Origin of the sequence: Vibrio sp. YMD68, from assembly GCF_029958905.1 — a bacterium.
Taxonomy (GTDB): Bacteria; Pseudomonadota; Gammaproteobacteria; order Enterobacterales; family Vibrionaceae; genus Vibrio.
Map to the genome: position 1 here is coordinate 2990749 of NZ_CP124614.1, position 15603 is coordinate 3006351.

The following is a 15603-nucleotide window of genomic DNA, read 5'->3' on the forward strand; positions in this document are numbered from 1 at the left end:
AAATGATGCCCTTTTTACTAGTAGTTAGTCAAATCTTAATCAAAGATTTTAGCAACAACACCAGCACCTACTGTACGGCCACCTTCGCGGATTGCGAAACGTAGACCTTCATCCATTGCGATTGGAGCAATTAGCTCTACCGTCATTTGGATGTTGTCACCAGGCATTACCATTTCTACGCCTTCTGGAAGCGTGATGTCGCCTGTTACGTCCGTTGTACGGAAGTAGAACTGTGGACGGTAACCTTTGAAGAATGGTGTGTGACGACCACCTTCGTCTTTAGACAGAACGTATACTTCTGACTCAAAACGTGTGTGTGGGTTGATTGAACCAGGAGCAGCAAGTACTTGACCACGTTCAACGTCTTCACGCTTAGTACCACGTAGTAGTGCACCAACGTTCTCACCTGCACGACCTTCGTCAAGCAGCTTACGGAACATTTCAACACCTGTACAAGTCGTTGTTACTGTATCTTTGATACCAACGATTTCTACTTCGTTACCTACGTTTAGGATACCGCGCTCGATACGACCTGTTACAACTGTACCACGACCTTGAATTGAGAATACATCTTCAATTGGTAGTAGGAACGGCTGGTCTACTGCACGCTCTGGGAGTGGAATGTAAGAATCTAGCGCTTCTGCAAGCTCAACGATCTTGTCTTCCCACTGCTTCTCGCCGTTTAGTGCACCAAGAGCTGAACCTTGGATTACTGGAAGATCATCTCCTGGGTATTCGTACTCAGAAAGAAGCTCACGTACTTCCATTTCTACTAGCTCAAGTAGCTCTTCGTCATCGACCATGTCACATTTGTTCATGAATACGATGATGTAAGGGATACCAACTTGACGACCAAGTAGGATGTGCTCACGTGTTTGAGGCATTGGGCCATCTGTTGCAGCAACAACTAGGATACCACCATCCATTTGTGCAGCACCAGTGATCATGTTTTTAACGTAATCCGCGTGTCCTGGGCAATCTACGTGTGCGTAGTGACGCTCTGGAGTATCGTACTCAACGTGTGAAGTTGCGATTGTGATACCGCGCTCACGCTCTTCTGGAGCATTATCGATAGATGCGAAATCTTTCGCAACACCGCCGTACACTTTTGCAAGTGTCGTACAGATAGCAGCAGTTAGAGTTGTTTTACCGTGGTCAACGTGGCCGATAGTACCAACGTTTACGTGCGGTTTCGTACGTTCAAATTTTTCTTTAGACATTGTGTGTCCCTCTAGGTACAGATTAAAGTGGCTTAATGACCACGTAACCAAAAAAAATTGGTGATAATGTATAATTCAAAAGGAAATAATTACGTTGTAGAGCTGGTGCTGATACCCAGATTTGAACTGGGGACCTCACCCTTACCAAGGGTGCGCTCTACCGACTGAGCTATATCAGCAACAAAAGTGAGCTGGAGCGTGCAGCGGGAATCGAACCCGCATCATCAGCTTGGAAGGCTGAGGTAATAGCCATTATACGATGCACGCAACATAATAACTCAGGTGCTATTTTCTTTAGAATATGGTGGAGGGGGACGGATTCGAACCATCGAAGGCAGTGCCGGCAGATTTACAGTCTGCTCCCTTTGGCCACTCGGGAACCCCTCCAAATTTTTAATCCATTCTTACTACAAATAGCTTCAAGTAATATGAAACAGGAAAGAATGGTGCCGACTACCGGAATCGAACTGGTGACCTACTGATTACAAGTCAGTTGCTCTACCTACTGAGCTAAGTCGGCATAAGTGGTGCGCATTCTATTGAATGATATTCGTGCTTGCAATAGTAAATTTAAAAAAAGTCATTTTTTTTGCATGATTGGAATCATTTGATGTTTTTTCATGCAAAGTCCGTCTTTCTACTGCGTTCTTTCTTATTATTATTTGCATTGTTTGGTGCTTGTTGTATGTTCGCCATTCTATTTCGTTATTTCATGGTGAGTGAGCACTTATGAGTCCTTATCTATCTTTTGAGCGTGCCACATGGGCAGAGCTACGTAACTCTGTTCCAATGACACTCTCAGAATCTGATATCCAAGAGCTCCTCGGGGTAAATGAACGGTTATCAATGGAAGAAGCCGTCGATATTTACCTCCCCCTGAGTCGCCTGCTCAATTTGTACATTGAGGCTCGCCAAAGTAGAAACTCGGTGTTGCATCAGTTCCTCGACAGCACCGAAAGTTCGCCGCCTTTTATCATAGGAATTGCGGGCAGTGTTGCCGTCGGAAAAAGCACCACAGCTCGTATCATTCGCACCTTGCTGTCTCGTTGGGAGAATCACCCCAAGGTCGAATTGGTCACAACCGATGGTTTTTTATTTTCGAAAAGCGAACTCGATAGACGAGGCATTATGCATCGAAAAGGGTTTCCCGAATCCTATGATACAAAGGCTTTAGTACAGTTTTTATCCGATGTAAAAGCAGGGGAAACCAACCTGCAAGTTCCTGTCTACTCTCACATAACCTATGACATAACAAACGAGGTAAAGAGAATCGATAAGCCTGATGTGATCATTATTGAGGGCTTAAATGTTCTACAGAGTGGCCTTGACTACCCCAATAGTTCGCTCAGTACCTTCATTTCCGATTTTCTCGACTTTTCAATCTACGTCGATGCCGATAGTGATGTCATCGAAAAGTGGTACATCGAAAGGTTTTTGGAATTTAGACAGGGCGCGTTTAAAAAGCCAGGATCTTACTTTAACCACTACACGCAGCTTAATGAATCGCAGGCGATTGAAAAAGCCAAAGAGATATGGCAATCAATTAATGGGCTTAATCTCGTTGAAAATATCCTACCGACAAAGCAAAGGGCGCAATTAATTTTGAAAAAGGGTCCATCTCATGCGGTCGAGAAAGTGTTATTGCGGAAATGATTTAAACTCAGGGTAGTTTGAACGGCTGAGCTGACTACTTTTGAATCTGTAAAGGCTCGATAATTGCCTCGAGCCCCTCTACCTATTCTTTTAAATTCGGTTATTTCAACTCAGGGCCGTATTGATTGGTCTTATCTTCACCCTTTAAAAATCCACACTCCACTAGAATCCAGGTTCCACAGAGCAACGCCGCCACAGAGCTGAACATTTCTATTGTCGTCGTTTGCGCGACCCCACTGGGATCACCGATAGGAACAGCCATACGACCAAATACCAGGGGAACGTTGAGCATTAACCACCAACTGGATTTTCCTCTGTCATGCCATCGTTTCGACGTAATCGCTAAATCTGGGATCAGAATGACCAATAGGAACACAGGCAGTATGATATGGGCCATGGCCGGAAACAATGCATTCGATCCTGTAGCAAAGCCCATGATGACCGCGTAGTAAAATACATTCCATATCCAATACGTTTTTCGACCCACTCTCCCTTCAAATGAGAACAGTAGCTGCTTTATCGACATCTTATTTACCCTTGAAAAAATAGAAACTCAACGCGTAATCTATCATATTTCATCGGTTTATCGTCTTTTGAAAACACGCTTTATCCATATCTCGGATATTCACCGTTAAGCTCCTTACTTGGCTTGCTTGTTGCTGAAGTACCGTCATCAACTGCCGGGAAAGCTCTCGTTTTTGCTCTTCCGTTCGCCCATCGAGCAACTCAAAACCTACATGAATAAAATCAACGCTATCCCCTTCCTCACCAATCAACCAATGATGGCAACGTAATGCCCGAGACTTAACCGAACCAGGATCGAATAAGCTGCTTTTTAGCGCGACATCATGGAGATCTTCTAGGAGGCCTTGAACATTGACTCGTTGATCGATTGAATTTGAATATTCCATAACAAGATTTGGCATTGTCTTTCCTTTTCTGACAGAAGATCTTAAGTGATTATTTATCGCGGCGAATTCTCAACACTAATACCAATTAACTCTGCAAATTCCGAGGGAATCACTATCATTCTGTTTACTGGATCACTTAAGAAGAAGTCTTACCATTAAATAAACTCATGACCCGAATCATGATTTGATGGTATTAATCTGTTATATTCTTACGTAATCGCGTTTATTTTTTACATCAATGAGCTTTTTACATTCAAAATAATGGAGATATTCTTATGCGTCATCCTGTAGTGATGGGTAACTGGAAACTAAACGGCAGCAAAGAAATGGTTGTTGGCCTACTAAACGGTCTTAATGCTGAACTTGAAGGCGTAACAGGCGTAGACGTAGCAGTGGCTCCACCTGCACTTTTCGTTGATCTTGCTGAGCGTACGCTTACTGAAGCGGGCAGCGCAATCATCCTAGGTGCTCAAAACTCTGACCTAAACAACAGCGGTGCATTCACTGGCGACATGTCTCCAGCTATGCTGAAAGAATTTGGTGCATCTCACATCATCATCGGTCACTCTGAGCGTCGTGAATACCACGCAGAATCAGACGAGTTCGTTGCTAAGAAATTTGCATTCCTAAAAGAGAACGGCCTAACTCCAGTTCTTTGTATCGGTGAATCTGAAGCACAAAACGAAGCAGGCGAAACGGTTGCTGTATGTGCTCGTCAACTTGACGCTGTTATCAACACTCAAGGTGTTGAAGCTCTTGAAGGTGCGATCATCGCTTACGAACCAATCTGGGCTATCGGTACTGGTAAAGCAGCGACTGCTGAAGATGCACAACGCATTCACGCTCAAATCCGTGCTCACATTGCTGAGAAATCAGAAGAAGTCGCTAAGAACGTTGTTATCCAATACGGCGGTTCTGTGAAGCCAGAAAACGCAGCAGCTTACTTCGCACAACCAGACATCGACGGTGCTCTAGTTGGCGGCGCAGCGCTAGACGCGAAAAGCTTCGCTGCTATCGCTAAAGCAGCGGCTGAAGCAAAAAACGCTTAATAAGTTAGCACAACAACTTGTTGCTTAAGGCCTGCATTCGCGGGCCTTTTTTATCGCACTTATCTGAGTTCTACTGGTAGTTCCTGCTCGTTCCCAATGTTGTCTTTATCTTGTATCCTATCGTTTTAATGAGATAGCGTATGGACAATGCACGATAAACACGGCCTATTAACAGCGCCCATTCCTAATGTGCTGCGTCAAATGACCATTCCAATGACCTTTGGAATGATTGCTATCTTGATGTTCAATGTCGTCGATACATTTTTTATTTCCCTTCTGGGTACCGATGCGTTAGCGGCGATCAGCTTTACGTTCCCCATCACCTTTGCCATAAACTGCATCACTATGGGTATCGGAATCGGATTATCCACGAATATAGCTCGCCTACTCGGTAAAGGCCGCTCGAAACAAGCCGGTCGCTTTTCTACCCACGGTTTGGTTTTAGCGCTGCTTCTTGTTTCTGTCACCTCGTTCATGGGATTACTGAGCATCCGGCCTACCTTTGCATTATTAGGCGCACAACCACACCTTATCGATCTGATCAGTGAATACATGTCCATTTGGTATTTAACGATTCCGCTTTTGGTTATTCCTATGGCAGGAAACAGTGCGATAAGAGCGACAGGGGACACGAAAACCCCTGCTAAGATCATGATGCTAGCAGGGCTGATTAACGGAGTGCTGGACCCACTGCTGATTTTTGGTATTGGCCCATTTCCAGAGCTTGGTATTCAAGGCGCGGCCATTTCAAGCGCGTTGAGCTGGTTAGGTGCATTGATAGGGTCACTTTACGTTTTAATTCGTCGGGAAAAAATGCTCGCATCGCCTGATTTATCGCAAATCGTTAACGACTGGCGGCAAATCCTTAAGATTGGTACTCCTGCGGCGCTTTCCAATGCGATGGTGCCATTATCGGGCGCCATATTGATGATACTGCTGGCCTCGCATGGAACGGTGGCGGTGGCTGCTTTTGGGGCGGCTCAAAGAATTGAGTCACTGCTGATTTTAGTTCTTATGGCATTGACCTCCGCTTTGACCCCATTTATGGCTCAAAATTTAGGGGCCAACAATACCCGGCGAAGCTTTTCTGCACTTTTTCTGAGTATGCGTTTTGCGATTGTATTTCAGTTAATTATTTTCATTATGATGGTGCCATTAAGCATTCCTTTAGCGCGTCTTTTCTCTCAAGAGCCGTCGGTTCGAGATCTACTTTGGCATTATTTATTGGTTGTTCCGTTCAGTTATGGCTTTCAAGGCGTCACCATGATGCTCGTCGCTGGACTCAATGCTCTGCATAAGCCGGTCCCTGCTTTCCAATGGAGCATTATTCGACTCTTTGTTTTTACGTTACCAGCCGCTTGGATTGGTAATCAAATATACGGTGTTGAAGGGCTATTTATCGGTATCGCAGTCGGCAATGTTTTGTCTGGTGTTTCCAGTTATCTATACGCGCTCAAATTACGTCAATCATATCAATAATAGTTAATCTCTTTATTCCTATCACTCACCTTTAGGCATAACCACAGCAACCACTATACACCGCTCAACCCAGCAAAAATCGAGCACACAAAAAAGCCGACACTCTATCGTATCGGCTCATTTCTCTGTACTTAAGTCTAGGCTTGTTGGTTAATCAACCATTTCCTCGTCTTCATCGATCTCAAGTTCAATATCCAATGGCTCTTGAGAGATAATGATTCCAGTATTATCTGCGTACAAATAATCTTCCGGCACAAAGGTAACGCTACCAAAGTTGACCGCGACATCGGTCTCACCAACACCGTTACCAACGGCACCCACAGGGATAGAAGCCAACGCTTGGATACCAACACTCATCTCTTCGAGTTCATCGACTTCACGAACGCAGCCATAAACAACAATGCCTTCCCATTCGTTATCTTCCGCTAACGCTGCCAATTCCGCATCAATAAGGGCACGACGCAAAGAGCCACCGCCATCAATCAGTAATACTCGGCCTACCCCATCTTGCTCTAATACATCGCGAATAAGGCTATTATCTTCAAAGCATTTGATTGTCGTGACTTGACCTGCAAATGATGTACGCCCACCAAAATTGCTAAAAAGAGGTTCAACGACATCGACTTGATCTAAGTAAATATCGCACAGAGCTGAAGTATTGTATTCCATAGTATTTATCCATACTGATAGTCATCTCTATCGAGTATATCGAGTCACTAAGTCAATGCAATGATAAGACGCAATTAACTGACGAGAGTTTGAGCTATCACGATGCCGGTAAAAAGGACATTTGAGAATAAGGCACACTTTACAACAATCGGCATCATAGGAGCGATTTGAGCCGGTTGAGTCGCCAACCAAACCGCCCTGCCATGCTTATACACCACCACAAGGCTAAGAACGAAAGGCAAGCTGAGCCAAAGTGGTGCAGGTTGAAGCAATAAGTAACAGACAAATGTCGTTAATGCACTCACCAGCAAAATAAGATGGTACTGTTTGGACTTAGCCTGGCCAAGCCGAACGGCAACGGTTTTTTTACCACATGCCTTATCATTTTCAATATCGCGCATATTATTGACATTCAACACAGCCACCGCGAATAGCCCACAGCCTATTGCTGGCAAAATGAGGGTTGCTTCGACAAAACCCGTATGAAGGAAGAAGGTTCCCGCAACGCCCAATAACCCAAAAAAAATGAACACAGAAATATCACCCAAGCCAACATAGCCATAGGGCTTATTACCGACGGTATAAGCAATGGCTGCTACCATCGCCAACACACCTAAACCGATAAACGTCATGATACTTTGTAAGCTATTCAGTGCGTAAAAAACAAGAAACAGCCCAGACAACATCGTAAGAACAATGTTAATCACCATCGCTTGCCTCATGGTTTTCAATGAGACTGCACCAGATTGAATTGCGCGTATCGGCCCAAGACGTGCATCGTTGTCCGTTCCCTTGACTGCGTCGCCATAGTCATTAGCAAGATTGGATAAGATTTGCAGTAAAGTGGCAGTAATAAAGGCAAGTAACGCAATCGTGAAAGAGAATTGTCCAATAGAATACGCCAACACACTGCCCGTGAGTATGGAGACAAGGGCAAGTGGTAGTGTTTTTGGTCGTGCGGCGTCTAACCAGATTTGAATTGATTGTTTCATCGTTCTCTTTGTCTACATTCTATTTGTCTACGCACAATATGCGCTGATTGTGTCATAACCGATTCATTCACGCAAAAAACTAAAAAGGCCACCGAAGCGACCTTTTTGTATCATCAATACCGCTAGAGATTGATGTGATTATTTCACTCGGCCAACATACTCGCCGTTACGAGTATCCACCTTGATCACTTCGCCAATCGAAATGAACAACGGTACACGCACAACAGCGCCTGTTGCTAAAGTCGCAGGCTTGCCGCCCGTTCCTTGAGTGTCACCCTTTAGACCCGGGTCAGTTTCAGTAACTTCAATCTCAACGAAGTTAGGTGGCGTAACGACGATCGGATTACCGTTCCACAAGGTGATCATACAAGTGTCGTTTTCTACTAGCCATTTCGCATTGTCGCCAACCGCTTTCACTTCAGCTGCAATTTGCTCGAAAGACTCACTGTTCATAAAGTGGTAGAATTCACCATCGTTGTACAGGTAATCAAGATCGATATCCATAACGTCAGCCGTTTCAACCGACTCACCTGACTTAAAGGTTTTTTCTAACACTTTACCTGAAAGCAATTTACGGATTTTGACACGGTTGAATGCTTGACCTTTGCCCGGTTTCACTAACTCATTTTCGAGAATGACACACGGCTCTTTATCAAGCATAAGTTTGAGACCGCCTTTAAATTCATTGGTGCTAACAGTAGCCATTTTTTCCTCTTACCATATTTCGAGTTCAAATTAATGTCGCATATCATAACCCGAATTGCCCCAACTGTTGAGCAAAACTGGCTCAAACAACTAGCGAATGCGATCTCAGACCCTGCAAAACTGCTCGCACAACTAGAGATTGATGCTTCAGAGTGGGAGGCAGGCTTTGAGGCGAAAGCGTTATTTGCGCAGCGAGTTCCACTGAGTTTTGTCAATAGAATGGAGAAAGGCAACCCTCATGACCCGTTACTTCGTCAAGTATTACCACTTACTGAAGAGTTTGCTATCCATGAAAGGTATTCGGCGGATCCGTTGGAGGAACAGAACAACGCGGTTCCAGGATTACTGCACAAGTATAAAAATCGTGCGTTATTCATCTTGAAAGGCGGATGTGCGATTAACTGTCGTTACTGTTTTAGACGCCATTTTCCCTATGAGGATAACAAGGGAAGCAAATCGGTTTGGCAACAAGGGCTCGATTACTTACACGCCCATTCAGAGATCAATGAAGTCATTTTATCTGGTGGCGATCCCCTGATGGCAAAAGATCATGAGCTTGAATGGCTGATGAAACACATTGAAGCCATTCCTCACATTACACGCCTGCGCATTCATACACGCCTACCTGTCGTGATCCCGGCTCGTATCACTCAAGAACTGCTTAAATTGCTAGGGAATTCGCGATTGCAGGTCATCTTAGTGACTCACATTAATCACGCCAATGAAATCGACGCTGCACTGGCAGAAGCGATGATTCAACTCAAGCGTCATCATGTCACGCTGCTCAACCAAGGCGTATTACTAAAAGGGGTGAATGATTCCGTCGAAGCGCAAGTTTCTCTGAGCAATCGTCTCTTTGATGCCGGAATTCTGCCTTATTACCTGCATGTCTTGGATAAAGTCCAAGGTGCGGCACACTTCTATGTCTCAGATGCACGAGCCAGAGAAATCATGGCTGGATTGATTGAACAGGTTTCGGGGTATTTAGTTCCAACCCTGACCCGAGAAATAGGTGGTCGACAAAGCAAAACACCGTTGGATTTGCATCTTGAGTAGTCCTTATCGTTAAGATAAAAAAATCGATTAGTTACCATAAAAGACTCTGGGCATAATACGATTTTTGCGAGGTACTTATGCTCAACCAATTACACCCCTTCTTCGATATCGCCCCCTTTTCATGGGTGGCATTGTCCTGTTGTGCGATCAATGGCCTCATGATTGGCGTTGAAAGGCAAACTCGTGGCAAACCTGTTGGGATAAGAACCTCGATCTTAATTATTTCTGGTACCTACCTTTTTATCTCGATGGCTATCTCACTATCACCAAACTCACTCGATCAAGCTAGGGTGTTAGGGCAAATCATTACCGGTGTCGGTTTCTTAGGTGCAGGGGTCATGATGACGTTAGAGGGGAAAATCCACGGCGTGACTTCGGCTGCGATTATTTGGGTGCTAGCGGCACTCGGAGTCATGATAGGGCTGGGTTACTACAGCCAATCACTCATTATCACCATACTCACCTTGAGTGTTCTATTGGGGGTTGATAAAGCCGAGCATCATTTCAAAGCTCTGCGGCGCGGTGTCCATGACCAATTGAAGAAACGAACCAAGAAAAAACTGCCTAATGTATGATTCCTTAGCCGTTCGAGCACGTTTATAGGTTCATCGGTTGAAAAACGAAAAAAGCCAGAAGAGCGATCTTCTGGCTTTTTAACACGGGCAAACATGGTAAAAACAATGCCAATGTAACGTCAATAATTCACTGACTGAAAATTAAAACAACTCTTCTGCAACTTTGAATAGATCGTTGCGCACTGGTCGTTTCATATTTTCGATAGCATCGATAATGTCGTGGTGTATCAGCTCTTCTTTCTGGATACCAACACAACGACCACCATGACCTTCCATTAGAAGATGAACAGCGTAGTTACCCATACGAGATGCAAGAACACGGTCAAATGCAGTAGGGCGACCACCACGTTGAATATGGCCCAGTACCGTTGCACGAGTCTCACGGCCAGTTGCTTCTTCAATCTGCTGAGCAAGATCGTTGGCATCCATCATAAGCTCAGTTAATGCAATGATTGCGTGCTTCTTACCTTTCGCAATACCGTCTTTAATATTAGCAATCAACTGCTCTTTATTAAGACCCGTTTCAGGCGTGATAATGTACTCACAACCACCCGCAATTGCCGACATAAGAGTCAAATCACCACAATGGCGACCCATGATCTCAACAATCGAAATACGTTGGTGAGAAGACGATGTATCGCGAAGACGGTCAATCGCATCAATGACGGTATTCAATGCTGTCAGGTAACCAATCGTGTAATCCGTACCTGCGATATCGTTATCAATCGTGCCTGGCAAACCGATGCATGGGTAGCCCATTTCAGTGAGCTTCTTCGCTCCCATGTAAGAACCATCACCACCAACCACAACTAATGCTTCAATGCCGTGTTTCTTCAGGTTTTCAATGCCTTTTTGGCGAACTTCTACGTTCTTAAACTCAGGGAAGCGAGCAGAGCCGAGGAAAGTACCACCACGGTTAATAACATCTGAAACACTAGAGCGATCAAGTTTTTCAATACGATCTTCAACAAGACCTTGATAGCCATCGTAAATCCCGTACACCTCAATACCAGCCGACAATGCTGTACGCACTACGCCTCGCACGGCTGCGTTCATACCAGGTGCGTCTCCGCCACTTGTTAAAACACCGATCTTCTTAATCATGCTCACCCTCGAATATTTTGGGAATTAAACTTCAATTTAATACCGATGACGCAATACCGCCACCCGTGAAATCCTTTTAAACTGCGCTGTATGGTACCTTTACCAAAAAGTAATACTACTTTTATTTGTACCGATTTACGTAAGTTTACTACTTATGTAATAGTATTACAGTTTTCGCCAATCACTTTGTTGATTCATATCAGAATCAGACTTTTCTTTTATTGCTCAAAAGATAGCGAATAATTCTGCGCTTGTCTTGCTCATTTAATGAAAGTGATTAGCCTATTGCCTGGCTACCAATCGCTCTCTAATTGCGCTTTTTCACTATGAATGACGGCCGATAAAGGATCTTGGTGAATCAAGACATCCGCACCAGGGAATGCTTCAATCAATCGATCTTCCACTTTGTCTGCGATTCTATGAGCTTCAATTAGGATCATATTGTCATCAAGCTCTAGGTGCAGTTGAATAAAGCGCGTTGGACCGGCCATTCGCGTTCTTAACTGGTGCACACCCAGGACACCTTCAATGTCCAGGCAACAAGCTCGTATTTGCTCAAGTTCTTCATCGGGTAATTTACGATCCAATAATGTTTGAATCGCCTCTGTGACCATTTTAAAGGCGCTATACAGAATGAAAATGCCAATTCCAATAGCGAATACCGCGTCAGCTTGAGTCACCCCGAACCAACTGAGCCCAAGAGCAATCATGATCGCACCATTCATATACAGATCGGTTTGATAATGCAGAGAATCAGCGGCAATGGCTTGGCTGCCCGTTTTTCTAACAACGTGCTTTTGAAAAGCAACCAGGGCAAAAGTAACCACCATAGCAAAGAAGCTGACGTAAACCCCCAGCTCGGGTGAATTTAACTCGTGTGGGCGGAAGAAACGATCGATGCCATTAAGAATAAGAAAACAAGCGGATCCCGAGATGAACATCGCCTGAGCTAAGGCCGCTAAAGATTCCGCCTTGCCATGGCCAAAGGTATGTTCTTTATCGGCAGGTTGCAGTGCGTAGCGAATCACCATCAAGTTGACGACAGAAGCCGAGATATCTAATAAAGAATCTATCAGCGACGCCAGCAAGCTCACCGATCCAGTTAACCACCAAGCAACGATTTTGACGACCATCAATAGTGTTGCCACAGCGGTTGCTGTCCATGCGGCCATGGTCACTAAACGAGCATATTCTTGTTTCATACAACATCAATGTTTTGAAAATTCTGCGTTCAGTATAACGTGTCATGCTGAAAAATATCAAAAAAAGGCAGCGATAGTCGCTGCCTTTGGGGAATCAATGGATGGGATTGATTACGAGTTTTTCATTTTCTTTTGCATCTTGTCACTGCATTTTTGCATACGCTCTTGCTGCAGTTCGACAAATTGAGATTTCTGTTCATCGGTTAATAGGCTCAACATTTTATGTTGATTTTTAAGCTTATTCACTCGGCGTTCTGTTTGTTTCTCAACCATCTCACTTGCTAACGCATTCGCAGCAGCTTCATCAAACGTGTCCGCTAGAACCAGCGCCTGAACTTGCTTTTGGTGTGCTTGTCTTAATGCACGTTTCTCTTCTGAACCCGCTTGACGCTGCGCTTTTTTATCGCCTTTCGTGGTTTCGCGTAGCTCTTGCATTTGAGACTTTTGCTCATCAGTTAAATCCAACTGACGCATGATGCCTCGGTCAAAACCACCGGAACATTTCCCTTCTCCACTTTGATTGTGGGATTTACCGCCAAACGCATACGCACTCGCTGTAGCAAACATCAATGGGAAGACTGCCGCTGCCAATACTAATTTCTTTGTTGTGTTCATAATCGTACCCTCTGTGGTTTTTAATGGACGCTGTCGTTATTAATGGGTGCCATCAATACAGCGCATGAGTTTAGAATACGACACTGGATGTAAATCAACGTGTAGTCAGCGTAAAGGTTCGTAAAGAAGCGAAATTAAACTCTTCGCGGCTCCGATTTCGCAGTAATATAAAAAGAGAATATAAGAGAAGAAATCATTATTTAAAGAGGCAACGCATTCATGGCACATATCCTACTGATTGACGATGACACTGAACTCACCGGCTTACTCAAGGAAGTATTGACCTACGAGGGGTTTACGGTGACAGAAACCAACGACGGTGAATCAGGGCTTGCCGCCATTAATGATGAAATTGACCTCATTTTACTCGATGTGATGATGCCTAAGCTCAATGGCATGGACACATTAAAAAAGCTGCGTGAAACCAGGACGACGCCTGTGTTGATGCTAACGGCGAAAGGAGAAGAAATTGATCGCGTCATTGGATTAGAACTTGGCGCGGATGACTATCTCCCTAAACCTTTTAGTGATCGTGAACTGCTCGCAAGAATGAAAGCAATTTTGCGTCGCACACAAACACAGTCACAAACAGCACCAAAAGTCAGCGACTGTATCGAATACTGCGATATTAAAGTCTACCCAGGTAAACAAGAAGCCTACTGCCAAGAGCAGCTACTCGACCTCACAACAACAGAATTTTCATTACTCAGCCATTTTATCCAACATCCTGGTGTCACACTGACAAAAGAAACATTGAGCCTGGATGTCCTTGGAAAACGGCTTGCGCCATTCGATAGAGCCATCGATATGCACGTTTCCAATTTACGGAAAAAATTGCCAGAGATGCATTCTGGCAGACCTCGCATCAAAACCCTTAGAGGACGGGGTTACTTAATGGTCGAGGAGGATTAATGCGTTTACCCAAAATCACCAGTTTATACGGTCGTATATTTGCCATTTTTTGGTTCACCATGTTGCTTGTGTTACTCGCTGTGCTCTCTTTGCCGCATCTTGATCCGCGCAAAGCCCGTGACATACCGCAAGATCATTTTAAAAAACTGGATCAAATAAAGCAGAACATCGAAACTCGGTATAAAAATGAGACCAACTTAAGCAAGATCCTTTTTAATCTTGATGATCAACGACGATCACCTCGTTTTTCGCAGCCGCGTATTTTTATCTCTGATCTTGAAGGTAATGTGTTAACCATTAAAAATCAGCATGACTCCAAAATCAGAGCGTTAAGAAACTTTGTCACCAGTATTGATTCCGTCGAGACACCAAAACAAAAACTGTATGGCCAACATATGATCGCGGGACCTCTGCCTATCCGCCTAGCCAATCGTGACCTATTTCTTTATGTCGGCATTAAATGGAATCAACCCCCACCGTTCTTATTGCGTTTATTTGATAAACCCTTTCAACTGCTGTTTGCCGTCATGCTCGTCAGCACCCCCCTTTTGCTTTGGTTGGCATGGGCACTGAGTCAGCCCGCTCGAAAATTAGAAAGAGCCGCCAGACGTGTCGCCAATGGGGAGTTTGTTGTCGACCCTGATCTTGAAAAAGGCACCTCAGAATTTCGCCAAGCAGGAGCGAGCTTTAATCAGATGGTCGAAGCCGTAAATAGCATGATCTCAGGGCAGCAGCGATTACTGTCTGACATATCGCACGAACTGCGTTCCCCTCTCACTCGATTGCGCATGGCCAATGCATTGGCGACAAGAAAGCAAGGCGAGAGCTCGGAACTGAGTAGAATTGATACTGAAGCACAACGACTCGAGCAAATGATCGCCGAGCTTTTAGAGCTGTCTCGCATGCAAGCGGATAGCCATTTAAAACGAGAAGAGCAGCCTCTCAGCAGCCTGTGGGAAGAGCTTCTCAACGATGCACAATTCGAAGCTGAACAGATGGGTAAATCCTTATCATTGGGGCCCATACCCAACCGCACCATTAGCGGAAACCCGAAACTATTAATGAGCGCGGTGGAAAACATCACCCGTAACGCCATTTATTACGGTAAAGACCATGCCCAAGTGTCCATGACGGCAACCAGCGATGCTTTGAACATTGTGGTGGAAGATAATGGTCATGGTGTCCCTGAAAATGAAATGAGTGAGATTTTTCGTCCATTTTATCGTGTCTCAACGGCGCGTGACCGACACTCTGGTGGCGCTGGCCTTGGCTTAGCCATTACCGAAAGTGCGATACGCCAACATAGTGGATCCATTGCCGCAAGCCAAAGTGATCTAGGCGGTTTGAAAGTTTGTGTTCAATTGCCCCTCACTCAATAAACACAGTGACCACCGATAAAACGGAAAATTCTCAAACAAATGTAACGGGTCACACTATCAGGCTTGGCGTTGGCCAATCACC

At 44.7% G+C, this 15603-nt stretch carries 16 protein-coding genes and 4 tRNA genes; 7 read left to right on the forward strand and 13 right to left on the reverse strand.

What is annotated here, in order from left to right:
* Positions 1-35: 35 nt before the first annotated feature.
* From tuf to QF117_RS19625, 5 genes are all read right to left on the reverse strand, one after another.
* Entirely contained in the window at positions 36-1220 is a 1185-nt protein-coding gene (tuf, locus tag QF117_RS19605; RefSeq protein WP_017035803.1) for an elongation factor Tu, read from the reverse strand.
* Positions 1221-1323: 103 nt separating this feature from the next.
* Positions 1324-1399: transfer RNA gene (locus QF117_RS19610), tRNA-Thr, on the reverse strand.
* A gap of 13 nt (positions 1400-1412) precedes the next feature.
* Positions 1413-1487, reverse strand: a tRNA-Gly gene (locus QF117_RS19615).
* A gap of 35 nt (positions 1488-1522) precedes the next feature.
* A tRNA-Tyr gene (locus QF117_RS19620) sits at positions 1523-1607 on the reverse strand.
* A gap of 57 nt (positions 1608-1664) precedes the next feature.
* A tRNA-Thr gene (locus QF117_RS19625) sits at positions 1665-1740 on the reverse strand.
* Positions 1741-1949: 209 nt separating this feature from the next.
* On the opposite strand from QF117_RS19625, the gene coaA reads away from it, so the two are divergent.
* Entirely contained in the window at positions 1950-2873 is a 924-nt protein-coding gene (gene coaA / locus QF117_RS19630; protein ID WP_282387747.1) for a type I pantothenate kinase, read from the forward strand.
* 100 nt (positions 2874-2973) lie between these two features.
* On the opposite strand, the gene QF117_RS19635 is transcribed toward coaA, so the two are convergent.
* The gene (locus QF117_RS19635; RefSeq protein WP_282387748.1) at positions 2974-3399 is read right to left on the reverse strand and encodes a DUF805 domain-containing protein; all 426 of its coding nucleotides are present in this window, start codon (positions 3397-3399) and stop codon (positions 2974-2976) included.
* 49 nt (positions 3400-3448) lie between these two features.
* Positions 3449-3799, reverse strand: a complete 351-nt coding sequence (locus QF117_RS19640) for a 5-carboxymethyl-2-hydroxymuconate isomerase (RefSeq protein ID WP_282387749.1) — start codon at positions 3797-3799, stop codon at positions 3449-3451.
* 260 nt (positions 3800-4059) lie between these two features.
* Here QF117_RS19640 and tpiA point away from each other — a divergent pair, with 260 nt between their 5' ends.
* Both tpiA and QF117_RS19650 read left to right on the forward strand, forming a co-directional pair.
* Positions 4060-4833, forward strand: a complete 774-nt coding sequence (tpiA, locus tag QF117_RS19645) for a triose-phosphate isomerase (protein WP_282387751.1) — start codon at positions 4060-4062, stop codon at positions 4831-4833.
* A 147-nt stretch (positions 4834-4980) separates the two neighbouring features.
* Positions 4981-6312 carry an MATE family efflux transporter gene (locus QF117_RS19650; RefSeq protein WP_282387753.1) on the forward strand — a complete coding sequence of 444 codons (1332 nt, stop codon included), beginning with the start codon at positions 4981-4983 and terminating at the stop codon, positions 6310-6312.
* 150 nt (positions 6313-6462) lie between these two features.
* Here the strand turns inward: QF117_RS19650 and rraA are convergent, their stop codons facing one another.
* The 3 genes from rraA to efp form a co-directional block, all read right to left on the reverse strand.
* Positions 6463-6981 carry a ribonuclease E activity regulator RraA gene (gene rraA / locus QF117_RS19655; protein ID WP_282387755.1) on the reverse strand — a complete coding sequence of 173 codons (519 nt, stop codon included), beginning with the start codon at positions 6979-6981 and terminating at the stop codon, positions 6463-6465.
* 74 nt (positions 6982-7055) lie between these two features.
* The gene (locus QF117_RS19660; RefSeq protein ID WP_282387757.1) at positions 7056-7973 is read right to left on the reverse strand and encodes a 1,4-dihydroxy-2-naphthoate polyprenyltransferase; all 918 of its coding nucleotides are present in this window, start codon (positions 7971-7973) and stop codon (positions 7056-7058) included.
* 138 nt (positions 7974-8111) lie between these two features.
* The gene (efp, locus tag QF117_RS19665) at positions 8112-8678 is read right to left on the reverse strand and encodes an elongation factor P (RefSeq protein WP_017038540.1); all 567 of its coding nucleotides are present in this window, start codon (positions 8676-8678) and stop codon (positions 8112-8114) included.
* A gap of 33 nt (positions 8679-8711) precedes the next feature.
* On the opposite strand from efp, the gene epmB reads away from it, so the two are divergent.
* Both epmB and QF117_RS19675 read left to right on the forward strand, forming a co-directional pair.
* The gene (epmB, locus tag QF117_RS19670; protein ID WP_282387761.1) at positions 8712-9734 is read left to right on the forward strand and encodes an EF-P beta-lysylation protein EpmB; all 1023 of its coding nucleotides are present in this window, start codon (positions 8712-8714) and stop codon (positions 9732-9734) included.
* A 77-nt stretch (positions 9735-9811) separates the two neighbouring features.
* Entirely contained in the window at positions 9812-10309 is a 498-nt protein-coding gene (locus QF117_RS19675) for an MgtC/SapB family protein (protein WP_282387762.1), read from the forward strand.
* Positions 10310-10450: 141 nt separating this feature from the next.
* Here QF117_RS19675 and pfkA read toward each other — a convergent pair whose 3' ends face one another.
* The 3 genes from pfkA to QF117_RS19690 all read right to left on the reverse strand — a co-directional run bounded on the left by pfkA (position 10451) and on the right by QF117_RS19690 (position 13230).
* Positions 10451-11413, reverse strand: coding sequence for a 6-phosphofructokinase (gene pfkA, locus QF117_RS19680; RefSeq protein ID WP_017035728.1), 963 nt, complete (start codon positions 11411-11413; stop codon positions 10451-10453).
* A 293-nt stretch (positions 11414-11706) separates the two neighbouring features.
* The gene (fieF, locus tag QF117_RS19685) at positions 11707-12615 is read right to left on the reverse strand and encodes a CDF family cation-efflux transporter FieF (protein ID WP_282387763.1); all 909 of its coding nucleotides are present in this window, start codon (positions 12613-12615) and stop codon (positions 11707-11709) included.
* A 111-nt stretch (positions 12616-12726) separates the two neighbouring features.
* The gene (locus QF117_RS19690; protein WP_282387764.1) at positions 12727-13230 is read right to left on the reverse strand and encodes a CpxP family protein; all 504 of its coding nucleotides are present in this window, start codon (positions 13228-13230) and stop codon (positions 12727-12729) included.
* A gap of 219 nt (positions 13231-13449) precedes the next feature.
* Here QF117_RS19690 and QF117_RS19695 point away from each other — a divergent pair, with 219 nt between their 5' ends.
* On the forward strand, positions 13450-14142 hold the full coding sequence (locus QF117_RS19695; RefSeq protein ID WP_282387765.1) for a response regulator: 693 nt from the start codon (positions 13450-13452) through the stop codon (positions 14140-14142).
* Positions 14142-15521 (forward strand): envelope stress sensor histidine kinase CpxA, encoded by a 1380-nt coding sequence (gene cpxA / locus QF117_RS19700; protein WP_282387766.1) that lies wholly within the window; start codon positions 14142-14144, stop codon positions 15519-15521. Before QF117_RS19695 ends, cpxA begins: the two co-directional genes overlap by 1 nt.
* The last annotated feature ends 82 nt before the right edge of the window (positions 15522-15603 follow it).